A 20,212-nucleotide genomic window follows, 5' to 3' on the forward strand; every position below is an offset into this window, starting at 1 on the left:
CATCAGGCCGGAGTTACTTCCGGGGTGGTCTCGAGCGAGTGCTTGTGATGACAGGTTGGACAGTAGAGGTGGTGGCCGTCGCGCTTCGTCTCCTTGTCCACCATGTAGGCGGCGCCGCAGGATGGGCACTTCTGCGCCACCGGCTTATACCAGGAGGCGAAATCGCACTTCGGGTAGTTGCCGCAGCCCCAGAAAGGCTTGCCGTAACGGCTGCGCCGCTCGACGACATCCCCGCCATCTTTTGGACACTTGATGCCGGTGGAAATCGGCTTGGTGTTCTTGCAGTCGGGATAGGCCGAGCAGGCCATGAATTTGCCGAAACGACCCGTCTTGATAACCATCGCTGAACCGCATAATTCGCACTTCTCATCAGTCGGCGCATCTTTCTGCGCGTCCAGCGGCTGCGTATTCTTGCAATCCGGATATCCCGAGCAGGCCAGGAATCGTCCGTTACGCCCCCACTTCTCCACCATCGGACGCCCGCACTTGTCGCAGGTGATGTCGGAGACTTTTTGCATCGATGCCTTGATTTCGTGCTGCGTGCTTTCGACCTCGGTTAGCCGCGTTGAAAACGGACCGTAGAAGTCCTCGAGAACCTGCTGCCAGGTGAAGTCGCCTTCCTCCACTTTATCGAGTTCGCCTTCCATCTGGGCGGTAAACTCGACGGAGAAGATGTCGGGGAATTCTTTAACCAGAATCCCGTTGACCGTCTTGCCCAGTTCCGTCGGGAACAAGCGCCGCTGTTGCACCTCGACATATTTGCGCGCTTTCAGCGTCGTGATGATCTGCGCGTAGGTCGACGGCCGGCCAATGCCGTTGGACTCGAGTTCCTTTACCAGCGAGGCCTCAGTAAACCGTGGTGGCGCCTTGGTGAAGTGCTGGGTCGGAGTGACCTCGCTAAGCTTGAGGTTGTCGCCGACGGCCAGCTTCGGCAGTTTCTTGACTTCGCCGTTGCCGTTGCCGTTCGGATCCTCTTCGGCCGTCATCGAATAGACTTTGAGGAATCCGTCGAAGGTAACCCGCGTGCTGGTGGCGCGAAACTGGTACGGTCCGCCTACCACATCAACCGTCAATTGATCGAATTCGGCCGGAGCCATCTGCGACGCCAAAAACCGATTCCAAATCAGTTCGTAAAGCCGGTACTGGTCGCGCGAGAGGTACTTCTTTACTCTTTCCGGCGGATACTCCAGGTACGTCGGACGGATCGCTTCGTGCGCATCCTGAGCATTTTTCTTGGTCTTGTAGACGTTAGGAGTCTCCGGATAGAATTCCGGACCGTAATTTTCTACAATAAAATTCTTTGCAGCAACCACGGCTTCATCCGCAATTCGGACCGAGTCGGTACGCATGTAGGTGATCAAGCCAACCTGTCCTTCATCGCCGATTTCGACGCCTTCGTACAGGGATTGGGCAACCTGCATGGTCTTGGCCGAGGCAAAACTCAGCCGGATCGACGCGTCTTGCTGCAGCGTCGAGGTTATATAAGGAGGAAGCGCCCGCCGTGTCTTCTTGTCGGTCTCAACCTTATCAACGGCGAAATTCTGCTTGAAGACGTCGGCTTTCAGCTTCTCAGCTTCTCCAGCCGACGAGACTTTGAAATCTCCGCCTTTGATTTTGAAGAGCCGAGCTTCAAACTTCTCCTTCTTGGCAGTGACGAACTCCGCGAGAAGTTTCCAATATTCCTCCGGCCTGAACGCGTCAATTTGCGCTTCGCGCTCGCAGATGATTCGGAGCGCTACCGACTGCACGCGCCCAGCAGAAAGACCGTAATAGATGGTCTGCCACAGCACAGGGCTCACCTTGTAACCCACCAGGCGGTCCAGGATTCGACGCGCCTGCTGCGCATCAACCAGCTTCTGGTCGATTGCCGTCGCATTCTCGATCCCGGCCAAAACGGCTTTCTTGGTTATCTCGTTAAACGTGACCCGCCGGATTGGGATTTTTAGCCCGCTCAATTTGGAGGCAATATGATAGGCGATCGCTTCGCCTTCACGATCCGGGTCAGGTGCCAGGAAAATAGCTTTTGCCTTGGCGGCCGCTTCCTTCAACTCCTTGATGATCGGAGCTTTCCCCTTGATCACCTGATAGGTCGGCTGGAAGCCGTTTTCCAGGTCAATGCCGAGCTTCGACTTGGGCAGATCCAGGACGTGACCCACCGAGGCCTTAATGGTGAATTCCTTACCGAGGAACTTGGCCAGGGTCTTGGACTTCGTCGGCGACTCGACGATGACGAGATTTTTTGCCAATGCTTATTCCTGACTGCGATAGACGTACTTGATGCGGTCGTTCAAAAGGTCGTCCAGCGCCAGCGTTGTGACCTTGCGATAATCGAAATTGTACTCGCTGTCTTCATTCATCATCTGTAATTGTTGCAGGCGTTTGAGATTGACGTAGCGAGCGCGCTTGGCGGCGACCAGGACAGCCTCATAATGGTTCAGCGTAATCTTGTCCAGGTTGCTCATCAGCAGCGTTTCATCTCTGTGGCGATCCATCGGTTACTCCATTAGGTTGATTGTCCCGCACCGTGTCACCCGCTGCGATTCGGCTCGGATGATCTGATCGATCAGCGCCACCGTCGCCTCCAGGTCATCGTTGCAGACAACGTAATCATATTTCGTCCAAACTTTCATTTCCTTTAGCGCGCGCCCCAGGCGCTTCCGCGCCGACTCCGACGACTCGGTCTTGCGACCGAGCAATCGCCGTTTGAGAACCGCCAAGCTGGGCGGCATCACGAAAATCAGGATCGCCTCCTGGCGCCAGCGTTTGATCGCCCGGCCGCCAAGGATGTCGATATCGAACAACACGGTCCGGCCCTTGGCAATCGCATTCAACACCGCCTGTTTGGGTGTACCGTACCAGGCATCGAAAATGCGAGCCGTTTCTATAAACTCGCCGCGGCGCCATTTGTTCCGGAAGGTCGCCGGTGTCATAAAGAAGTAATCGCGACCGTGCCGCTCCCCTGCTCGCTTGATACGCGTGGTCGCCGAAACCGACTCAACAAAATTCCGGTTGCGTTGAAGCAGCCGCTCCACCAGCGTCGACTTGCCGACCCCGGACGGGCCCGACAAAACGACGATCAACGGCTTACGCTTGTTCAGCCGGCGCAAATTGCTGGCGCTCACTTCCATTACTCGATGTTTTGTACCTGTTCGCGGAGCTTTTCGATCTCTTCGCGGATGCGGATGACTTCGGCGGATATCTCATACAGCGCCGCCTTGGAGCCGATGGTATTGGCTTCCCGATTCATCTCTTGCAGGATGAAATTCAGTCGCTTCCCGGTATCGCCTTCGGCTTTGATTGCCGCCGCAAAGGCGTCGCAGTGGCTGCGGAGTCGCACGCACTCCTCGGTGATGTCGGCCTTGTCGACCAGCAGCGCCAGTTCCATATCCAGTCGCAAACGGGTTTCGTCGGCGCTACGTGTGGTGCTGTCGTCGAGCAACTTCTTCAGTGTCTCCTGAAAGCGCTGGCGGTAGCGAGTGACCGTTTGCGGATAGATTTTCTCGATCTTGTCGATCGCCTTCGAGATCAACTTCACCCGCATAATCATGTCGTCGCCCAACGCTTTGCCCTCGCGCTGGCGCATCTTGTTCAGAGATTCGACCGCATGCTTGACGCCATCAACCAGCTTGGCCACTTCCTCTTTCGACAGCGCCGCTGCCGCCGCCACATTGAACAGCTCCGGCAAACCGGTGAAATCGGCAAGACTGATCTCGCCGGCCAACTTGAATTTCTTCTTGAGGTCGGCGAACATCTTATAATAGAGGGCGGCGTTCTCTTCGTTGAGAATCAACGTCTGCGGCGAAACGTTGTTGTCCTCCATCGTAACCAGCACCGACAACTTGCCGCGTGACACCATTCCGGTAATCGCCTCGCGCAAGTCGCTTTCATATTCCGCAAAGACGCGCGGCAGGCGCAGGGACAATTCGAGGAACCGATTGTTGACCGAGGTGATCTCGATCGACACCTTCTTCTTGTTAACGCTGACCGCGGCTTTACCGTAGCCGGTCATGCTTCTGATCATACTTGCCCTCGTGCTAAATTCAAGTTTGGCAAAGAACACCCCCAAGTTGCCGGTGTCAACGGAAAAGTGTCCTTGTTGACTTTGGCGCCGGCAGAACTTAGCTTCGACAACTGCATGATTCCCAAGAGCGCCATCATCACCTATTTCCTTGCGCGCGAACTGGATCGGGCTGTCGCGGGCGCGCTTCTGCATAAAGTCGAATACAACAAGCGCGGCAAGACATTTCGTTTCCTTTTTGCCTCGACGCCGAAGCTGCATCTGCTGTTCTCTTTCGCGCCGCCCAGTTTTCTCCCGGCGGCCGGCTGGCCTGACAGCTCCGATACCTTTGCAATCTGGCAGGAAGCGACCCCGGCGACCGTGACCGCCGTCGAGGGCGATCGTCGCAATCGCCTCATCACGATCGAGTTATCGCGCGCGTCCGAGGAGGTCGCACCGCAGAACTTCCGCATTGTCTTCGAACTCTTTGGCGGACAGAGCAATGCCTTTCTGCTCGATGCGTCCGGTACTATCGTTCAGGCGCTGCGCGTGATTGAAGACAAACGAAGACTGCGACCACGCGCGCTCTACCAGGCGCCACCGCCGCTGGCCGAGCCACCGCATTCCGGCGAAGTCCTGGTCTATGAGGACCATCAGCGCAGATACACGCTGCGCTTCGAGGGTGATCGATACGAAGTTCATGACGCCAACAGCAGTCTACCGCTCGCGACGTCGCCGTTGATCGAGCTGTTTCACTCCATCGAGTCACTGGATGAGTCGGAACGGCAGTTTGCCGAAGTCCGACGAAGCTGGCGCAACCGCATCAATCGCGAGATTGGTCGGCTGAGACAATTAATCGGCAAGCTCGCGATCGACCTCGTTGGATGCGCTTCCGCCGAGAAGTATAGCCGCTGGGGGGACCTGCTGATGAGCAATCCGCAAACGACCCCGCGGGACGGCATGGTCACGGTTACCGACTTCGATTCGGGCGCACCGGTCGAAATCGAACTCTTGCCGGGCAAGAGCGTCCTTGAGTCGGCAGCCAGCTATTACAAGACTGCGAAGAAGCTCCAACGCTCCAAGCCGCTCCTCACCGAGCGCATTTCCAAGGCTCGCGCCAAGATCGACGCCCTCTCGGACGCAGCCAACACGATAGACCGAGCCGGCTCGCCGGAGGCACTCAGCGACCTCATCCTGGCCTTGGGGCTTTCCGCCAAACTGAAGCGGTCCGATGATGACGCTCCCGAACAATCCAGGTACTACCGCATACTGCGCAGCAGCGACGGAGAGAAGATCTTGATCGGCAAGAACTCCGAAGGTAACGATGAACTGACGTTCAAGGTAGCCCGCAGTTACGATCTCTGGTTTCACGCGCAACAGGTTCCGGGGTCGCACGTTATCTTGGTTCGGCCCGACAAGAATCGCCAGCCATCACGACGCTCGATCGAGGAGGCGGCGGCGGTTGCGGCGTTTTACTCCGAGATGCGCAAGGTCACGCAGGTACCGGTGATCTATACCGAACGGCGTTACGTGCGCAAAATGCGCAAGGGTGCCCCCGGACAGGTAACCTATCAAAACGTTAAGTCGCTCTTCATTGATCCGGCGCTGCCGCCAACTGCCAAGCGCGACGATTGACATTCACTCGCGAAACAGTGATCTTGAATTATGCGCCCATGGTTGACCATTGTCCTCGTCGTCATCGCCGTCGCTGCACTTGCGTACTTCCATTTGCGGCCGCAACCGAGTCATCCCCGCGAAACTGATTTCGTGAACTGCTACGTCGAGTTGTCCCTGCTGGCCGCACGCAGCGACACGGTGGGCAGGGTGTTCTACCGTGAGCGTGACTCGATCCTGACCGCCTTCAATTTTACCGACTCTTCGCTGCTAGAGGTGAAGTCGGAACTGAATCTTGAACCGGAACGGCTGGTCGTGATCTGGGACATGATTGAAGCCCGCGTGAAGGAACGTCGCTTAGAACTGGGTCTCAAGCCGCTGGAGACTAAAGAGTAAAGGCGTTGGGGCGGTGCTCGATCCGCTGTCGACCGTCAGGCGCTTCCGTTACGATTACCACGTCAAATCGGAATCCCGCCACTTTCCGTCGGAATTGTTGAATAAAGCCTTGCGCCGCGGCGATGAGGGACTGCTGTTTGCGCTGATCGACTTTGTAGACCGCGTCGCCAAACTTCTCCGAGCGCGAGCCTTTAACTTCGACGAAGATTACGACTTCATCTTTGAGACAGATCAAGTCAATCTCGTGGTGTCCACTACGATAGTTCCGTGCGATAATTTGGCAGCCTTGCTCTTCGAGGAATTTCGCTGCGCTCGCCTCGAAGCGTGATCCGGTCGCCCGCCGGTTCATCTAATGGCTGCCGTCGTCGGAGATGCTGAGCGCAAGTTCGAACTGGGGCTCGAGCAAATTGAAGCTCTTGCGGTGGATCGGTAGAACGCCGAAACGCGCGATGTTGGCGCGGTGCTGTACGGTCGGATAGCCCTTGTGTTGGTCGAACCCATACTCCGGATGCAACCGGTGATACTCGCGCATAATCCGGTCGCGCGTAACCTTCGCGATGATCGACGCGCAGGCGATCGCCACGACACTGCCGTCCCCCTGAACAATCGTCTGTTGTGCAATCGACAAATTGGGGATGCGCTGGTTGCCGTCGACGAGGACAATCTCCGGTGTCCGCGTGAGTTGTCCCAGCGCCTGACGCATGGCCTGAAATGTCGCCTGAAGGATGTTGATTTCATCAATCAATTCCGGGTCACAGCGACCGACACCAAAGCCTATGCATTCCCGCGTAATTCGCTCAAAACAAGCCTCGCGCCGCGGTTCTGAAAGTTTCTTGGAGTCCACGATACCCCGCGCATCGAAATCAGCGGGGAGAATCACAGCCGCAGCCACGACCGGTCCGGCCAATGGCCCCCGGCCGGCTTCATCTACGCCACAGATCCAGTTTGTGCCCTGCTTGCGTAGTTCGATTTCCAGTCGCGAGCGCCGCATACGAAGAAGGTTGGCGCTTCAAATGATTTGGGCAAGCAGAACTTCGACGCTGCCCGCACTGGCAACCGGCAAAAGAAAGCGGCGCCCAGTTCGTGACCGGACGCCGTCTCATTCTCCAGTAGACTACGGGTTATTCCGTTGCCTGTTCCTCGGTACGCTTCTCGCCAATGCGAGCCGCCTTACCCGACCGGCCGCGCAAGTAGTTGAGTTTGGCGCGCCGCACGTGGCCGGTGCGTACTTTCTCGATCTTCGCGATATTCGGTGAGTGCAGCGGATAGACCTTTTCGACCGCGATTCCTTGCGTCACTTTGCGCACGGTGAAGCTCGCTCCAGTGCCGCCGCCGCGCCGACCGATGACAACGCCCTGGAACACCTGGATGCGCTCTTTATCGCCTTCCATGATCTTCTGGTGTACCGCCACGGTATCACCCGGCGAAAAATCAACTTTCTGCTCGCGCAGATACTTCTCCTCAATCTTGCGCACCAACTGATTCATTCTATCCTCCAATCAAAAATCAATTTTCAAATTCACGGCCGGCGGCGATGCTTTCCAGCATACCGCGATCCTCATCGGACAACTGCGCGCGCCAGAGCAAGTCGGGGCGGTTTTCAACGGTGCGCTTCAGCGCACACCACCGACGAAAACGCTCCTGGCGGGCATGGTCGCCCTCCACGAGGACATCCGGCACTCGCTGACCGAGAAACTCGGCCGGGCGCGTCCATACTGGCGCTCCCAGAAGTTCGTCGCTGAACGAGTCACTTAAGGCCGACTCAATCTTGTGGATTGAACCGGGGAGCAGCCGGAAGACCGACTCCAAGATAACAAGGGCGGCCGTTTCGCCGCCGTTGATTATATAATCTCCGATCGAGATTTCATCAAGGTCGAAAAATCGAGAAATGCGTTCGTCGACGCCCTTGTAGCGTCCGCAAACAACGATAAGATGGTCGAAGAGCGAGTATTTCACCGCCGTCGCGTGGTCGTATTTCCTGCCTGCGGCGGAGGTTAGCACGATCCGGCGGTTCTGGGTATCACTTTCATACAGCGCGGTAGAAAGCGCATCGTACAGCGGTTCAATCTTCATGACCATTCCGCCGCCGCCGCCGAACGGGGTGTCATCCACCGTGTTATGCTTGTTGGTTGAGTACTTACGGATATCGATGAGCTCGACTTCGAGCACGCCGGAGTCAATCGCCTTCTTCAACAGCGACTGCCGCAGCGGACTTTCAAAAAATTCCGGGAAGATTGTGAGAATGGTAATCTTCATTACTGCAAATCCAACAGCCCCTCAAGAAGCCGGATCGTCACCACGCGCGCAGTCCGGTCGACCTTCAAGATGATATTGCCGCTGGCCGGCAGGTTGAACGAGCGCCGTCCTTCCACTCGCCAGATGTCATTGGCCGGCATTTCGATGATCTCCACTATCTTTCCCAGATCCTCGCCGTCTTCCGATCGAACTTCCATGCCGACGACATCGAACTGAAACAAAGTCCCCTCCGGCAGTTCCACCAACTCGGCGCGCGTGACGGAGAGGAATTCGCCGATGTGCGCTTCGGCGTCATTGCGGGTATCGATGGTTTCGAGGGCGATCAGCAGCTGCTGTTTGTGCGCCCGCACCGAGCGGACGGCCAGTCGGCGCGGTTGCGGCGCTTCGAGGACGACGGATTCCAAGTCGTCAAATCGATCGACAAAGTCCGTCAGCGGGATTACGACGAGCTCGCCGTTGATGCCGTGGGCGCGGACGATTTTGCCGATCGCAATTAGCTCTTGATCTATTCGAGTATCTCCAGTACTGCTCGCTTGCCGTGCTTGGCCGAAACAGCCAGCATAATCGTGCGAATCGCCTTCGCCGTATTCCCCGCCTTGCCGATTACCTTGCCCAGATCACCCGGGCCGACGCGGAGTTCGAATACTGTCGTGCGCTCGCCTTCAATCTCCCGTAATCGAACGGCGTCCGGGTTGTCTACCAGTGCCTTGACGATCGTCTCGACGAAATCCTTCACGTTCCACCTTCCAGTCTGTGCAGATTACCAGTATCTACCTCGTTTGACAATCGCACTCAGTGAATCGACCGGCCTGCGCCAAACTTGGGGGAGTGAAGCGATTCCCTTCACTGCAATAGAATTAACCCGAATCTATGCCGAAGCTTCTCCCGCCGCCGGCGCAGCCGTGGCCGCCTTCGCCTTGCGTGTGCGCTTTTTCCTTTCCGTGATCGTGGTCTTAATTTCGACCCCGGAACCGTCCTTGCCGGCGCGCAGCAGTTCCCACTTCTCGTTAATCCCGATCTGCGAGAATAGCGTGTGCACCGTGTCGGACGGCGTCGCGCCTTGCTTTAGCCACTTGAAGATCTTTTCTTCGTCTACCTTCACCAGCGCCGGCTTCACGATCGGGTTATAATACCCCATCATGTCGACAAATCGTCCCTCACGGGCGCGGCGCGAGTCAATGGCAACGATGCGATAAATGGGACGCTTCTTCGCGCCCATACGTCTGAGTCTCAGCTTGACTGCCAATTCATTCCTCCAATACAAGATACGTAAAGTTAATGTACTTAACTAATTGAAAAAGTTGCCTGGAATCATCCGCTTTAGTTTGCCGCCCCGCATTTGTTTCAGCATCTTCTGCATCTGCTGGAACTGCTTGATCAGTCGATTGACCTCTTGAATCGAATTCCCCGAGCCGTCGGCGATACGTGCTCGGCGCGAGCCGTTTAGGATTTGCGGTCGATTGCGCTCTTCCGGCGTCATCGACAGGATAATCGCCTCGACGCGCTTCATCTGTGATTCATCGATATCAACGTTGCGCATAGCACTCGAAACACCGGGGATCATTTTCAGAATCGACTCAAGTGAGCCCATTTTCTTGAGCTGCTGCAACTGCTGGTAGAAGTCATCAAAGGTGAACTGATCCTTGCGCAGCTTCTTCTCGAGCTTCTCGGCCTCTTTGAGGTCGATGGTCTCTTGCGCCTTTTCGACCAGCGATACGATATCGCCCATCCCGAGGATGCGCGACGCCATCCGCTCCGGGTAGAAGAGCTCGAGATCGCTGAGTTTCTCCCCGATCGACACCAGCTTCAGCGGCTTCCCGGTGACGTGGCGGATTGACAGCGCTGCGCCGCCGCGAGCATCACCGTCTAACTTAGTCAATGCCACACCGGTTATATCGAGCGCTTCGTTGAACTGCTGGGCGACGTTGACGGCATCCTGGCCGGTCATCGAGTCGGCCACGAGGATAATCTCATCCGGAGTGACCCGCCGCTTGATCTCCTTGAGCTCTTCCATCAATTCCAGATCGATGTGGAGCCGGCCGGCAGTATCGAAAATGACTAGCGTCAGATTGTTGGCTCGCGCGTATTCCAGCGCTTCTTCGCAAATCTGCGGCGGTTTTTTGTCGATGTGGAATACCGGCACATCGATCGACTTGCCGAGCACCTGAAGTTGTTTCACTGCGGCGGGACGATAGACGTCACCGGCCACCAACAATGGCCGCTGGCCTTTCTTCTGATAATGCAATGCCAGTTTACCGCAAAGAGTGGTCTTGCCCGACCCCTGGAGTCCGCAGACCACCAGCTTGCCGGGCGTGGCGCGGAACGCGATCGGCGCATTCTCGCCACCGAGGACGGTCACCAACTCGTCATGGATGATCTTGACGACCTGCTCGCCCGGGGAAATCGAGCGCAGCGTTTCCTGACCGTAGGCCTTCGCTTCGACCGCACCGATGAACTCCTTGACAACCTTGAAGTTGACATCGGCTTCGAGAAGAGCGCGGCGAACTTCCTTGACGGACTCGCGGACGTTATCCTCCGTCAGCTTGCCTTGGCCGCGAAGATTCTTGAAAACCTTCTCTAATTTTTCCGATAACGAATCAAACATACTATCGTCCAGAGACTTGAGAGTATACGATCCCTCCTGCCGAATTGCAAGGGGGAATTAACCCTCCCCATCCCGATGGTGTTGTCAGGTTTCTAATAGACTCGGAACCCGATCACGGCCGGGCGTCGCCCCGGTTCGAGCAGCGACAAGCTACCATCAGCCATCTCGACCCCAAGTATCAGCACTTCCGACATGAAACCCGCGATGTTCTTCGGCGGGAAGTTGACTACGGCAATAACCTGCTTGCCGACGAGTTCCTCTTTGCTGTAAGCCGTCTTTGCCTGAACACTGGACCACTTTTCGCCCACCTCTGCCCCAAATGAGACGCGGACCTTGTACGACGGATTGCGCGCGCGCTCAAAATCGAGCACTTCCAGAATCTCGCCGACGCGCATGTCGACGCGGCGAAAATCGTCATAACTGATCTGCGGTTCACTGTCCATACTCTCATCCTGTCGTTTCGATGCCGCTTCTGCACTTCTCGAAAGTCCCGCGCCGGGATTTCGTCCAGGAAAAAAACAACCCGCCCGGCACAACCACCGGGCGGGTCGCATTGGTCATTCTCGATCGTCGTTCAGCCCGCCAGTTTGGCGGCGATTAATTCACGCACACGATTGCCGTCGACACGACCCTTGATCTTGGGCATGATTTCCTTCATCACCTTGCCTGTGTCGCCCGGTGCCTTGGCACCGATGGCGGCGATGGCCGCGGCGATTATCGAATTCACTTCCTCGTCCGAGAGCTGCTGAGGCAGATAACGGGTAATGATCTCAAGCTCGTGACTCTCTTTATCCACCAGATCCTGGCGCCCCCCCGCCCGAAACTGCTCGATTGAATCGCGTCGTTTCTTGGCGGCGGTCGAAATCACGGCGACTGCATCCTCATCGGTCGGCGGCCGCTTGAGCTCGATTTCCTTATACTTGATGTCGGATTTCAGTCCGCGAATAACTTCGGCTTTGGCCTTGTCCCCCGCCTTGAGTGCTTCCTTCAGATCGTTATTCAGCGTCTCCAGCACGGACATCGTCAGTCTTCCCGATTGAACCTGCGCGCTTTGCGCTTAGCTGCGTTCATCTTGCGCTTGCGACGATCCGACGGCTTCTCAAAATGCTGATGCTTCTTGATGTCCGAAAGAATCCCCGAGCGCTCGCACAGCTTGTTGAAGCGCCGCAACGCTTTCTCGAATGACTCGTCGTCACGAACTTTGACTCCTGTCAATCTTGGCTCAACCTCCTCTCACGCTGGATAAGGGTTCTGCCCCAAAATCAATTAAGGCTAAATAAATTAGCTCGCGCTCCCCCGGCTGTCAAGCGATTCCTTGACGCCGTAATCCGTTATTCGATACGGCTCCCCGGCGGCGCTGTTGGCTGATTTTCCCGCGCGCCTCCGACCCAGTCGATTCTTGTCGAATTTCTCCTCGCCGCAAGCTTATTTTTCCGGTGCGCTGACAGCGATTGTCGGACTTTTAACGATCGTTAACAGAACTTCTATGTAAGTACTTACGTAAATCGAAACTGAGCGGAGGAAGACCATCATGACCGCGACAGGTCAAGACACAATCCGAACCTTGGGCGCTCTGGCTCTTGCCAGCCGCTTGAAACGGCTGAGCGACCGCCTCGCTCGCGACATTTCCCGCATCTACGCCGAACACGAGGTGAATTTCGAGGCGCGCTGGTTTCCGGTCGCCTTCCTGCTCTTCGAGCACAGTCCCCTGGCGGTGACGGAAATTGCCGAGCAGTTGAAATTTACCCACCCGGCCGTCAATCAGATCGCCGGCCAGATGGAAAAAAACGGCCTGCTCGTCTCCACGCGCGATCGGCGCGATGATCGCAAGCGCCTGCTGAGTCTGAGCAGACTCGGACGCCAGACGGTCACGGCGTTGCAGCCGATGTGGAGCGTAATCCGCTATTGCAATGAGGAATTGCTGGCTCTGGTCGACCGCGATTTCCTGAGCACTCTGGATCGGGTCGAAGATTCGCTGGCGGAACGAGAGATGTACGACCGGGTGGTCGAGCGGCTCTATCCGGAATTGTACGCGCCCGTTGAAGTCATCGACTTCGAGCCGCGCTACCAAAAACTATTCAAGCAGCTCAACGTCGAGTGGCTGCAGGAGTACTTCCGGGTCGAGCCGGCCGACCTGAAGATGCTCGATCATCCCGACCGCCACATTCTCGCGCACGGCGGCCGGGTCTTCCTGGCCCGCGCCGGCAGTGCGATCGTCGGGACAGCGGCGCTGGTTCGGCACAACGATGCCGTTTACGAAATTGCCAAAATGGCAGTGACGCGGCGCTTTCGCAGCCGCGGTATCGGTCGCCGACTGGCGCAGCACTGCATCGAGCAAGCCGCTACGCTGGGGGCCCGGGAGGTTGTGCTCGCGACCAGCCCCAAGCTGACCGCGGCCAACCTGCTCTATCGCAAGCTTGGCTTTCGCAAATTGAGAACAACCGCACCCTGGGCTACGCGCTACACCCGCGCAACAATCTACATGCGCCTACGGCTACCGAGCCCCTAACAATTTCGAAGAGGAGATGACATGAGCTTCCGGTCACACCCGAATCTGGTTCTTCTGATACTGAGCCTCGCTTTTATGCTGGCGCTTTGTTCAAGTGAGCGCGCCAGTGCACAGCTCATAATCTCGACCGAAACCAGCGATCGGACGCTTGACGCCAAGGTGCAAGCGGCGATTATCGACAGCATCGCGAAGGCTCTGGTCGACGAATACGTCTTCCTCGACAAGGCCCAGGCGATGAGCAAATTCATTCATGATCAATTCCGGAAAGGCGCTTACAAATCCATCACCAGCGGTCGGGAGTTTGCCATGCGAATAACGGAAGACCTGCGCTCGATCTCAAACGACCGCCATCTCGGCGTCCACTTCGTCAGCGACAATCAACTCAAAGAAATGGCAGCCGCACGAGACTCGTTGGCTCCGAATCCGTGGTATGAGGAGATGAAAGCGAGTAACTACGGCTTCCGGAAACTGGAGATCCTCGACGGTAACGTGGGCTACCTGGACCTGCGCGGCTTTGTGCCCGCCGAGATCGCCGGCAGCACCGCCATAGCCGCCATGAATTTCCTCAGCGGCTGCGACGCGGTGATTTTCGATCTGCGCCAAAACGGCGGCGGCGATCCGTCGATGATCCAGCTCATCACCAGCTACTTGTTCGAGACGCCGGTCCACCTGAACAGCTTCTATATCCGCGCACAAGATACGATCCAACAGTTCTGGACCCAGGCGTACGTCCCCGGCAACAAGATGCCGAATGCCGCGGTGTATGTGCTGACCAGCCCGTTTACTTTCTCCGGCGGCGAGGAATTCGCCTACAATCTCCAGAGCCTCAAGCGTGGCACGATCATCGGCAAGACCACGGGCGGCGGCGCGCATCCGACTAACGAGCGGCTTTTTGCGAGTCTCAATGTTCAGGTTGCCGTGCCTTTTGGTCGCGCCATTAACCCAATTACCGGGACCAACTGGGAGGGCGTTGGTGTTGCGCCCGACATCGAGGTCGATCCGCAACAGGCCCTCGATGTTGCCTATTTAGCGGCGCTGCAGTCGATCTCGGAAAAATCGACCGATCTCCGCAAAAAAGAACGGCTGCAGTGGGCGGCGGAAGCGATCGCGGCTCGCGTTCGACCGACGCAGCTGGATGAAGCCAAGCTCGCAGAATATGTCGGCACCTACGGCCCGCGCCGGGTCTGGCTGGAGAACGGCAAGCTCCGCTACCAGCGCGAACAGAATCCCGCGTCTACTTTGGTCCCGCTGGGGAATGATCGCTTCATGATTGAAAACGTCGATTACTTCCGCGCACAGTTTCTGCGCGACGAAAGCGGCCGCGTGGTCACTTTCCTCGGGCTCTACGACAACGGTACCAGCGACCAGCACACGCGAACCGATTAGCGACTGACTAAAGAGCGATGGCGTATCGCAGCAGGAGGTATCCGAGGGTTGCGTTGCCGGTGCTCGTCGAGGCTTTCACCAGCCGCAGTTCCGTGGCGATATTCGAGGATTGGCGGTCGTACAACGAAACCGATACGCCGAGATGCCCCGTCAGCGCACGGTTCGACTTGGACCATTCGCGCATGTCGGAGAACCCGATACCAATCCCGCCGCCGATGGCGAGTTTGACCTTAGCTGAAACGGCGAAGTGGCCGTTCAGTGAGAGCGGCAGGTCGATGAGGTAGCTTCCGCCTGACCGACCGCTCGCCACGACGCCGCAGTAGGTTGGAGTAATTGCGAGGCTCAAGTTCGCTCCAATGCCAACTGCCATCCCCACGCCAGTCAGAGTGTGGAAGTTGCTTCCGGCGCCCTTCTGGGCACCAGCACCGAGCGATAATGTCCAGGAGAGCTGCCCCGGCACCGCAGAATCGAACCCACCTGCGCTCGCGTGTGGTAGGATCACTATCAGTATCAGGAGGATGGCACTTGTCCCAATCGACCGCATCGTTACTCCGTAGTTAGTTCCCCCTGCCCGCTCTGATTAGGATCGGATTTTTGCTCTCAGCGGCTTAGTCCCACGCCAGAAAATGATAGTGGAGGTGGAAGACGATCTGCCCCGAACCGGGACCGTTATTGATCTGGATGCGGAAGTCCCTGCCGCGCTCGCCCAGCATCTCACTCACTTTACGCACCGCTGCAGCCAGATGCCCGTGCACTTCCGGCGGCGCACTCAGGAAGTTCTCGAAGTGCTGTCTGGGGCAGATTAGCAGATGAATCGGTGCCTTCGGCGCGATATCATGGAAGACGATGACATTCTCGTCCTGATAGAAGATCTTGGTCGGCGCTGATCCTTCGATGATGCGACAGAAGATGCAAAGCATGGGTTCGAGATTAGCTGATTGGAATTCCCCCTGCAAGCCGATAGTCTCTTGACAATATTGTGGGAAGGTGACCCCGTCTTACCGACTATGCGCAAAGCCGACTTCCCATGTGCTTCCCATTCGGACTATTTCCGCAAATACCCATTCTGCAAAGTCGGGTTGCCTCAAATTGCGCAGAATCACGATGCGGGCAATCACTACTCATTCGCCAAAAATCCCCAAATAATTCTTGACAAGATTTGCCTTCATACATATATAGGACAGATAGAATTGTGAATTAATTCACATAACTACGCCCGGAGGGGCGACATGACAGCGACCTCTTCCCTGCCATTGCTCAGTCCGGCGGGAGGAGGTACAACATGGCAACCGTAGCACAAGAAGTGAAAATGACAGCACTAAGAGAAAAATTAGCAGCCGAATTCCCAAAGAAGGCGACGGAAATTCGGGAAATGGTCAAGCAATTCGGCAATCTGAAGATTTCCGAAGTGACCATCGAACAGGCCTATGGCGGTATGCGCGGCGTGAAGGGGCTGGTGTGCGACACTTCCGAAGTTCCGCCGGACAAAGGTTTGATCATCCGGGAGATTCCGGTCGGCCAACTCGTCGACAAGACTCCCGAAGAGACCTTCTGGCTGCTGCTGACCGGCGAACTCCCCACCAAGGAGCAACTCGCCGATCTCGACAAGGATCTCAAGGCTCGTGCTAAGGTGCCGGAGTACGTTTGGAAGGTCCTCGAAGCGATGCCGAAGGACTCGCATCCGATGGCGATGTTCAATACCGCCATTCTCGTTATGGAGAAAGAATCGAAGTTCCGGTTGCATTACGACCAGGGCATGCCGAAGAGCGACTACTGGGTGTGGACCCTGGAAGATGCTCTCGACATCATCGCTCGCCTTCCTGAAATCGCGGCCGGCGTCTACCGGATGCGTTTTGGCAAGGGCGCGCGCATTGCCTCCGATCCCAAGCTGACTTGGTCAGAGAATTACGTCAAGATGCTCGGACTGCCCGATCCGCAGGGCAAGTTTGCCGATTGCATGCGCCTGTACCTGGTGCTGCATTCCGATCATGAATCGGGCAATGTCTCGGCACATACCACGTTCTGCGTCAATTCGGCGCTGTCCGACCTCTATTACTCGCTGTCCGCCGGCCTCAACGGCCTGGCCGGTCCCCTGCACGGTCTGGCCAATCAGGAATGCCTGCACTGGATTCTTGATGTGAAGAAAAAATTCGGCGGCGTCCCGAGCGAGGAACAGCTCAAGCAGTTTGCGTGGGAAACCTTAAATTCCGGCAAAGTGGTTCCGGGATACGGCCATGCCGTGCTTCGGATCACCGATCCGCGCTTCGCGGCGTTCCTCGACTGGGGTAAGAAGCACATCGCGCAGGACGAGGTGTTCCAGATCGTCGAGCGTGTGTTTAATACCGTGCCGGGGGTGTTGCAGCAAGTACAGAAGATCAAAGATCCATGGCCGAACGTTGATGCCGGATCGGGCGCGCTGCTGTACCACTTCGGCCTAACCGAATTTGACTATTACACGGTCCTCTTCAGCGTTTCGCGCGCTCTGGGCGTCTGTGCTCAGGCGGTCGTGGCGCGGGCGATGGGCTGGCCGATTGAACGTCCAAAGTCTGTAACAACCAAGTGGATGAAGTCACAAATCAAGTGAGACGCTTGGAACTTTGCAGCAGTGCGGACGTTAGAATTGGTAGATGACATTGAAATCAGACAACATCGCCAGATGTTGACGATTTGATAGTAATCCTACCGGAAGGGCCTGAGGTAAATCGCTTCAGGTTGCTCCTCGGGGACCCTTCCTTATCCTACCCTGTACCCAACGGACCGGGGTTGTCGTCAGACGACTCCGGTCATCCTTTTGGTGGCATCTTTCTGTCAGACTTTGTGAAATGAATCTCGACTATTCAAGTGCGGACAAGTTCGCGGAGTGGCCGGAAGCTAATCAGGCGGAAGGCGCCCGAGTCCACACGTTGTCGCAGTTCGGGTGAGGTCAGGATCCGGTAGTCCCAACTGCGAACCTGCCAAATCAATCCCGCCCCGTCGTCGACGTGAACTCCGTCTAACTCGCTAAGCCACGTGGCGCGAGCGGGATGGAAATACAGCTCCGTCACCCCTGCGGGAAGAGCGTCAATGAGTTTCAGCTTGTAAGACAGCTTCTCTTCAAAGCTCGCGAATGCATCAATCGGCACGTAGACGAAGTTGTCGGGAAAGTGCAGCCCCAGATCATGTGCGTGGCTTATCCAGTCGTCTTCGTGTCCGAGTTCGCGCACCAGCATGCGTGAGCCCATGCGCATCGGCAGGCGGAAACGCGCGCCAAGGCGGATGTAGACCTCTGCGAATTCCGGAAGCAGTTGCAGCGTGCCTTCGTGGCTATCAAGGTGCGTCAAGTTCACACCCATAGACAAGACTCTTTCGATTTGAGCAATCGCCTCACGCTCGGCCTCTTCAGGTCTGGCGTTGGCGAAAAAATCGTCGCGATTCAGGTAGAAGTGACCGTTTCTGTCAACCAGGCTTGGGATTTCCGCGGCCGGAAGAATCGGTGTGGCCGGCGAATCAGGCAATGACGACGTTAACGTCAGGTGCAAGCCACAATCCGGAATCGACCCGTCCTTGACCAGCCTGACAGCCTCGTCATATGCCCTGCCGGTAACCATAAGCGTCGTGGAGCTTATCAAGCCGAGTTCAAACAACTCGGCGATTGACCGGTTGACTGCTGGAGTCAGACCAAAATCGTCAGCATTAATGATGAGCAGCCTCTCGCCGCCATCGTATCCAAGATGCTGGGCCAGCGTCGCGTTTCTCTGGCCAAGAAGATAAGGCTCTGCCGGAACAAGGGGAATCATCGCAGGATAATACGCTCGAAAGCGAGTCAGAGCAAGCTAAGCTGGAGGAGGAAATTAAAAAGGGAGTGGTGGAGGGGGGATACCCGAAGTCAACTTCGGGCGGCCGGTTGGTCCGGCGCGCACCACTCCCAGAATTCCTGGCGAGTCGCAATCAAAAACAGAAGTACGCAACCTCAACTTCGGAGCAATTCGAGTGCCGAAATTGCTAAAGAGTCACTTAAGGACAGTCTTTGAATGTTTTGCCTTACAGCAACTTACAATGACATGCGGACGCTGGATCTGTCTCGCCGGCAACGGAGACAGAATTCACCCCTTTCGATGAGCTTTTTATGCAAACAAATGCATAGGTTCCTGAGTCAACCTCAAGTGTTCGATAACCGGTTAGTCGGCACAACCGCAAGACGGCGGTCCGCCGGCAAAAATAAAGTTGATCAAGTAGACGGCATCGCTGATCGAGAGTGAACCGCTGCAATCCGCGTCGCCGGACCCCTCGACCTGCGGTTCGGGGCCGCCGGCAAAAATGAAATTGATCAGGTAAACGGCATCCGAAACGGAGACCGCCCCGGAGTTATCGGCGTCACCCTTGGGAACAAGGCAATCAGGTGACTTGGCCGATACAGCTGGGCCATCGCCAACGTCGAACGACTTCAGTACGTCTCCTTGAGCATCGATCTCAACCAGGCGATCATCGGCGAAGCAGCAGACAGCCACTGTCGAATCAGTTATCGCCAACGCAGACGTCACACCCCAGCAAGTGTTGATGGGGTTGGAGGGTCCATGCACGATGCTCCAACTCGCGAGATCGACTGTGAAGACGAGTCCGCCGGACTGCTGTGATCGGGCAAGTCTCCGTTCCACAAGCTGCAATCCTCTGGAATCGCGTTTGACCGGCGGCGGCCAGCCGCCAGCGGCGAGAAAGGCGACCCCCGTCTTGGTGATGGCAAGCCCGCCCGGCGAACCACCGATGTCAAGCGAGTCGATAAGGCTCAGGGTCGCCGGGTCGAACTTGAACAGTCTGCCCCCAATATCGGCATAGTTACCGGTACAAAGGATATACAAGTATCCATCGTAACCGAAGCGAGCAAGTTGGGGATTGACACCCACCGTAACGCGTTTGACCAGCGTATCGGCGCTCAAGTCCCAGACTTCAAGCTTGCCTTGATCGTATTCAAACAACTCGTTGAAGCTGGTCAGGCAGATGTAGGCGCGGCGCTCTCGGATGACGATTCCCTGCGGGCTGTCGCTGTCCAGATTGTCCCCTACGGGAAACTCGGTTATGACCGTGCGATCGCCGGCATCAATCTTGGTCACTGTCGAAGCGACCAGATTCGTCACATAGAACGTGTCGGCGTTGAGAAATGCACCGTTGTAAGGGTTCCGGCCGGCGCCGACAAAGAGCTGTCCGACCCGCGTCAGAGTGGTCATGTCGTAGAAGTAGAGATCATTGCTGCCGGAATTAATGGCAATACCCCGATTGGCACTGACAACGAAGTCGTTGGGATAGAGACCAAGTTGATCGACACCAAGCGTAACAGTGCTGTCACTCAAGTTGACTAAGTCGAACGTCTCACCCAGCCCATTGACGACGACGAGATTGCGATCGGCCACAGCCAATGAGCCCCACATCAGGATTGGCAATACGATCCAGGATAGATGTCGAAGAAGCATAGTTG

24 protein-coding genes are annotated in these 20,212 nt (G+C 56.6%); 5 read left to right on the forward strand and 19 right to left on the reverse strand.

The window, feature by feature from the left end; translation table 11 throughout:
- Positions 1–2: 2 nt before the first annotated feature.
- From topA to IT585_13395, 4 genes are read right to left on the reverse strand one after another with little or no spacing between them, the layout of a single operon-like run.
- Complete coding sequence (gene topA, locus IT585_13380) at positions 3–2,246, reverse strand: type I DNA topoisomerase (protein ID MCC6964239.1); 2,244 nt, start codon at positions 2,244–2,246, stop codon at positions 3–5.
- A gap of 3 nt (positions 2,247–2,249) precedes the next feature.
- Positions 2,250–2,492 (reverse strand): DNA-directed RNA polymerase subunit omega, encoded by a 243-nt coding sequence (locus IT585_13385; protein MCC6964240.1) that lies wholly within the window; start codon positions 2,490–2,492, stop codon positions 2,250–2,252.
- Positions 2,493–2,495: 3 nt separating this feature from the next.
- Positions 2,496–3,122 carry a guanylate kinase gene (gmk, locus tag IT585_13390; GenBank protein MCC6964241.1) on the reverse strand — a complete coding sequence of 209 codons (627 nt, stop codon included), beginning with the start codon at positions 3,120–3,122 and terminating at the stop codon, positions 2,496–2,498.
- A 5-nt stretch (positions 3,123–3,127) separates the two neighbouring features.
- Positions 3,128–4,021, reverse strand: coding sequence for a YicC family protein (locus IT585_13395; protein ID MCC6964242.1), 894 nt, complete (start codon positions 4,019–4,021; stop codon positions 3,128–3,130).
- 72 nt (positions 4,022–4,093) lie between these two features.
- Here IT585_13395 and IT585_13400 point away from each other — a divergent pair, with 72 nt between their 5' ends.
- Together IT585_13400 and IT585_13405 are read left to right on the forward strand one after the other, a co-directional pair.
- Positions 4,094–5,632 (forward strand): DUF814 domain-containing protein, encoded by a 1,539-nt coding sequence (locus IT585_13400; GenBank protein MCC6964243.1) that lies wholly within the window; start codon positions 4,094–4,096, stop codon positions 5,630–5,632.
- Between the two features lie 30 nt (positions 5,633–5,662).
- The gene (locus tag IT585_13405) at positions 5,663–6,007 is read left to right on the forward strand and encodes a hypothetical protein (protein MCC6964244.1); all 345 of its coding nucleotides are present in this window, start codon (positions 5,663–5,665) and stop codon (positions 6,005–6,007) included.
- Here IT585_13405 and IT585_13410 read toward each other — a convergent pair.
- The 11 genes from IT585_13410 to rpsU all read right to left on the reverse strand — a co-directional run bounded on the left by IT585_13410 (position 5,997) and on the right by rpsU (position 12,083).
- Positions 5,997–6,356: a YraN family protein gene (locus IT585_13410; GenBank protein ID MCC6964245.1), complete on the reverse strand. Its 360-nt coding sequence runs from the start codon at positions 6,354–6,356 to the stop codon at positions 5,997–5,999. The two genes, IT585_13405 and IT585_13410, sit on opposite strands and share 11 nt — an antisense overlap.
- Complete coding sequence (locus tag IT585_13415; protein ID MCC6964246.1) at positions 6,357–6,998, reverse strand: ribonuclease HII; 642 nt, start codon at positions 6,996–6,998, stop codon at positions 6,357–6,359.
- A 130-nt stretch (positions 6,999–7,128) separates the two neighbouring features.
- Positions 7,129–7,494, reverse strand: a complete 366-nt coding sequence (rplS, locus tag IT585_13420; protein ID MCC6964247.1) for a 50S ribosomal protein L19 — start codon at positions 7,492–7,494, stop codon at positions 7,129–7,131.
- Between the two features lie 19 nt (positions 7,495–7,513).
- Positions 7,514–8,263: a tRNA (guanosine(37)-N1)-methyltransferase TrmD gene (trmD, locus tag IT585_13425; GenBank protein ID MCC6964248.1), complete on the reverse strand. Its 750-nt coding sequence runs from the start codon at positions 8,261–8,263 to the stop codon at positions 7,514–7,516.
- A complete protein-coding gene (gene rimM, locus IT585_13430) occupies positions 8,263–8,772 on the reverse strand; it encodes a 16S rRNA processing protein RimM (GenBank protein MCC6964249.1) in 510 nt (169 codons plus the stop codon). The genes trmD and rimM overlap by 1 nt, the downstream gene beginning before the upstream one ends.
- Positions 8,769–8,999, reverse strand: coding sequence for a KH domain-containing protein (locus tag IT585_13435; protein ID MCC6964250.1), 231 nt, complete (start codon positions 8,997–8,999; stop codon positions 8,769–8,771). Before IT585_13435 ends, rimM begins: the two co-directional genes overlap by 4 nt.
- 132 nt (positions 9,000–9,131) lie before the next feature.
- Positions 9,132–9,509, reverse strand: a complete 378-nt coding sequence (rpsP, locus tag IT585_13440) for a 30S ribosomal protein S16 (GenBank protein MCC6964251.1) — start codon at positions 9,507–9,509, stop codon at positions 9,132–9,134.
- Between the two features lie 42 nt (positions 9,510–9,551).
- Positions 9,552–10,868, reverse strand: a complete 1,317-nt coding sequence (ffh, locus tag IT585_13445) for a signal recognition particle protein (GenBank protein MCC6964252.1) — start codon at positions 10,866–10,868, stop codon at positions 9,552–9,554.
- A 92-nt stretch (positions 10,869–10,960) separates the two neighbouring features.
- Complete coding sequence (locus IT585_13450) at positions 10,961–11,311, reverse strand: tRNA-binding protein (protein ID MCC6964253.1); 351 nt, start codon at positions 11,309–11,311, stop codon at positions 10,961–10,963.
- Positions 11,312–11,442: 131 nt separating this feature from the next.
- Positions 11,443–11,889, reverse strand: coding sequence for a GatB/YqeY domain-containing protein (locus IT585_13455; GenBank protein ID MCC6964254.1), 447 nt, complete (start codon positions 11,887–11,889; stop codon positions 11,443–11,445).
- 2 nt (positions 11,890–11,891) lie between these two features.
- A complete protein-coding gene (gene rpsU / locus IT585_13460; protein MCC6964255.1) occupies positions 11,892–12,083 on the reverse strand; it encodes a 30S ribosomal protein S21 in 192 nt (63 codons plus the stop codon).
- A gap of 316 nt (positions 12,084–12,399) precedes the next feature.
- Between rpsU and IT585_13465 the strand changes: the two genes are divergently transcribed.
- The gene (locus IT585_13465; protein ID MCC6964256.1) at positions 12,400–13,377 is read left to right on the forward strand and encodes a bifunctional helix-turn-helix transcriptional regulator/GNAT family N-acetyltransferase; all 978 of its coding nucleotides are present in this window, start codon (positions 12,400–12,402) and stop codon (positions 13,375–13,377) included.
- 21 nt (positions 13,378–13,398) lie between these two features.
- On the forward strand, positions 13,399–14,763 hold the full coding sequence (locus tag IT585_13470; GenBank protein ID MCC6964257.1) for a S41 family peptidase: 1,365 nt from the start codon (positions 13,399–13,401) through the stop codon (positions 14,761–14,763).
- A 7-nt stretch (positions 14,764–14,770) separates the two neighbouring features.
- On the opposite strand, the gene IT585_13475 is transcribed toward IT585_13470, so the two are convergent.
- Positions 14,771–15,109, reverse strand: a complete 339-nt coding sequence (locus IT585_13475) for a hypothetical protein (protein ID MCC6964258.1) — start codon at positions 15,107–15,109, stop codon at positions 14,771–14,773.
- Between the two features lie 262 nt (positions 15,110–15,371).
- Entirely contained in the window at positions 15,372–15,683 is a 312-nt protein-coding gene (locus IT585_13480) for an HIT domain-containing protein (GenBank protein MCC6964259.1), read from the reverse strand.
- Between the two features lie 389 nt (positions 15,684–16,072).
- On the opposite strand from IT585_13480, the gene IT585_13485 reads away from it, so the two are divergent.
- Positions 16,073–17,347 carry a citrate (Si)-synthase gene (locus IT585_13485; protein ID MCC6964260.1) on the forward strand — a complete coding sequence of 425 codons (1,275 nt, stop codon included), beginning with the start codon at positions 16,073–16,075 and terminating at the stop codon, positions 17,345–17,347.
- A 253-nt stretch (positions 17,348–17,600) separates the two neighbouring features.
- Here IT585_13485 and IT585_13490 read toward each other — a convergent pair whose 3' ends face one another.
- On the reverse strand, positions 17,601–18,539 hold the full coding sequence (locus IT585_13490) for a ChbG/HpnK family deacetylase (protein ID MCC6964261.1): 939 nt from the start codon (positions 18,537–18,539) through the stop codon (positions 17,601–17,603).
- Positions 18,540–18,920: 381 nt separating this feature from the next.
- Positions 18,921–20,207: a hypothetical protein gene (locus tag IT585_13495; protein MCC6964262.1), complete on the reverse strand. Its 1,287-nt coding sequence runs from the start codon at positions 20,205–20,207 to the stop codon at positions 18,921–18,923.
- Positions 20,208–20,212 lie beyond the last annotated feature (5 nt).

Source organism: Candidatus Zixiibacteriota bacterium (assembly GCA_020853795.1).
Taxonomy (GTDB): Bacteria; Zixibacteria; MSB-5A5; order CAIYYT01; family CAIYYT01; genus JADJGC01.

What these genes read in the sequence shown, in the direction of transcription:
- IT585_13495 (MCC6964262.1), bottom strand. Translation starts at nt 20,207, where the DNA reads ATGCTTCTTCGACATCTATCCTGGATCGTATTGCCAATCCTGATGTGG.
- IT585_13405 (MCC6964244.1), top strand. Translation starts at nt 5,663, where the DNA reads ATGCGCCCATGGTTGACCATTGTCCTCGTCGTCATCGCCGTCGCTGCA.
- IT585_13455 (MCC6964254.1), bottom strand. Translation starts at nt 11,889, where the DNA reads ATGTCCGTGCTGGAGACGCTGAATAACGATCTGAAGGAAGCACTCAAG.
- IT585_13450 (MCC6964253.1), bottom strand. Translation starts at nt 11,311, where the DNA reads ATGGACAGTGAACCGCAGATCAGTTATGACGATTTTCGCCGCGTCGAC.
- IT585_13410 (MCC6964245.1), bottom strand. Translation starts at nt 6,356, where the DNA reads ATGAACCGGCGGGCGACCGGATCACGCTTCGAGGCGAGCGCAGCGAAA.
- IT585_13485 (MCC6964260.1), top strand. Translation starts at nt 16,073, where the DNA reads ATGACAGCACTAAGAGAAAAATTAGCAGCCGAATTCCCAAAGAAGGCG.
- ffh (MCC6964252.1), bottom strand. Translation starts at nt 10,868, where the DNA reads ATGTTTGATTCGTTATCGGAAAAATTAGAGAAGGTTTTCAAGAATCTT.
- IT585_13415 (MCC6964246.1), bottom strand. Translation starts at nt 6,998, where the DNA reads ATGCGGCGCTCGCGACTGGAAATCGAACTACGCAAGCAGGGCACAAAC.
- rplS (MCC6964247.1), bottom strand. Translation starts at nt 7,494, where the DNA reads ATGAATCAGTTGGTGCGCAAGATTGAGGAGAAGTATCTGCGCGAGCAG.
- IT585_13480 (MCC6964259.1), bottom strand. Translation starts at nt 15,683, where the DNA reads ATGCTTTGCATCTTCTGTCGCATCATCGAAGGATCAGCGCCGACCAAG.
- IT585_13385 (MCC6964240.1), bottom strand. Translation starts at nt 2,492, where the DNA reads ATGGATCGCCACAGAGATGAAACGCTGCTGATGAGCAACCTGGACAAG.
- IT585_13490 (MCC6964261.1), bottom strand. Translation starts at nt 18,539, where the DNA reads ATGATTCCCCTTGTTCCGGCAGAGCCTTATCTTCTTGGCCAGAGAAAC.
- IT585_13465 (MCC6964256.1), top strand. Translation starts at nt 12,400, where the DNA reads ATGACCGCGACAGGTCAAGACACAATCCGAACCTTGGGCGCTCTGGCT.
- IT585_13470 (MCC6964257.1), top strand. Translation starts at nt 13,399, where the DNA reads ATGAGCTTCCGGTCACACCCGAATCTGGTTCTTCTGATACTGAGCCTC.
- trmD (MCC6964248.1), bottom strand. Translation starts at nt 8,263, where the DNA reads ATGAAGATTACCATTCTCACAATCTTCCCGGAATTTTTTGAAAGTCCG.
- IT585_13395 (MCC6964242.1), bottom strand. Translation starts at nt 4,021, where the DNA reads ATGATCAGAAGCATGACCGGCTACGGTAAAGCCGCGGTCAGCGTTAAC.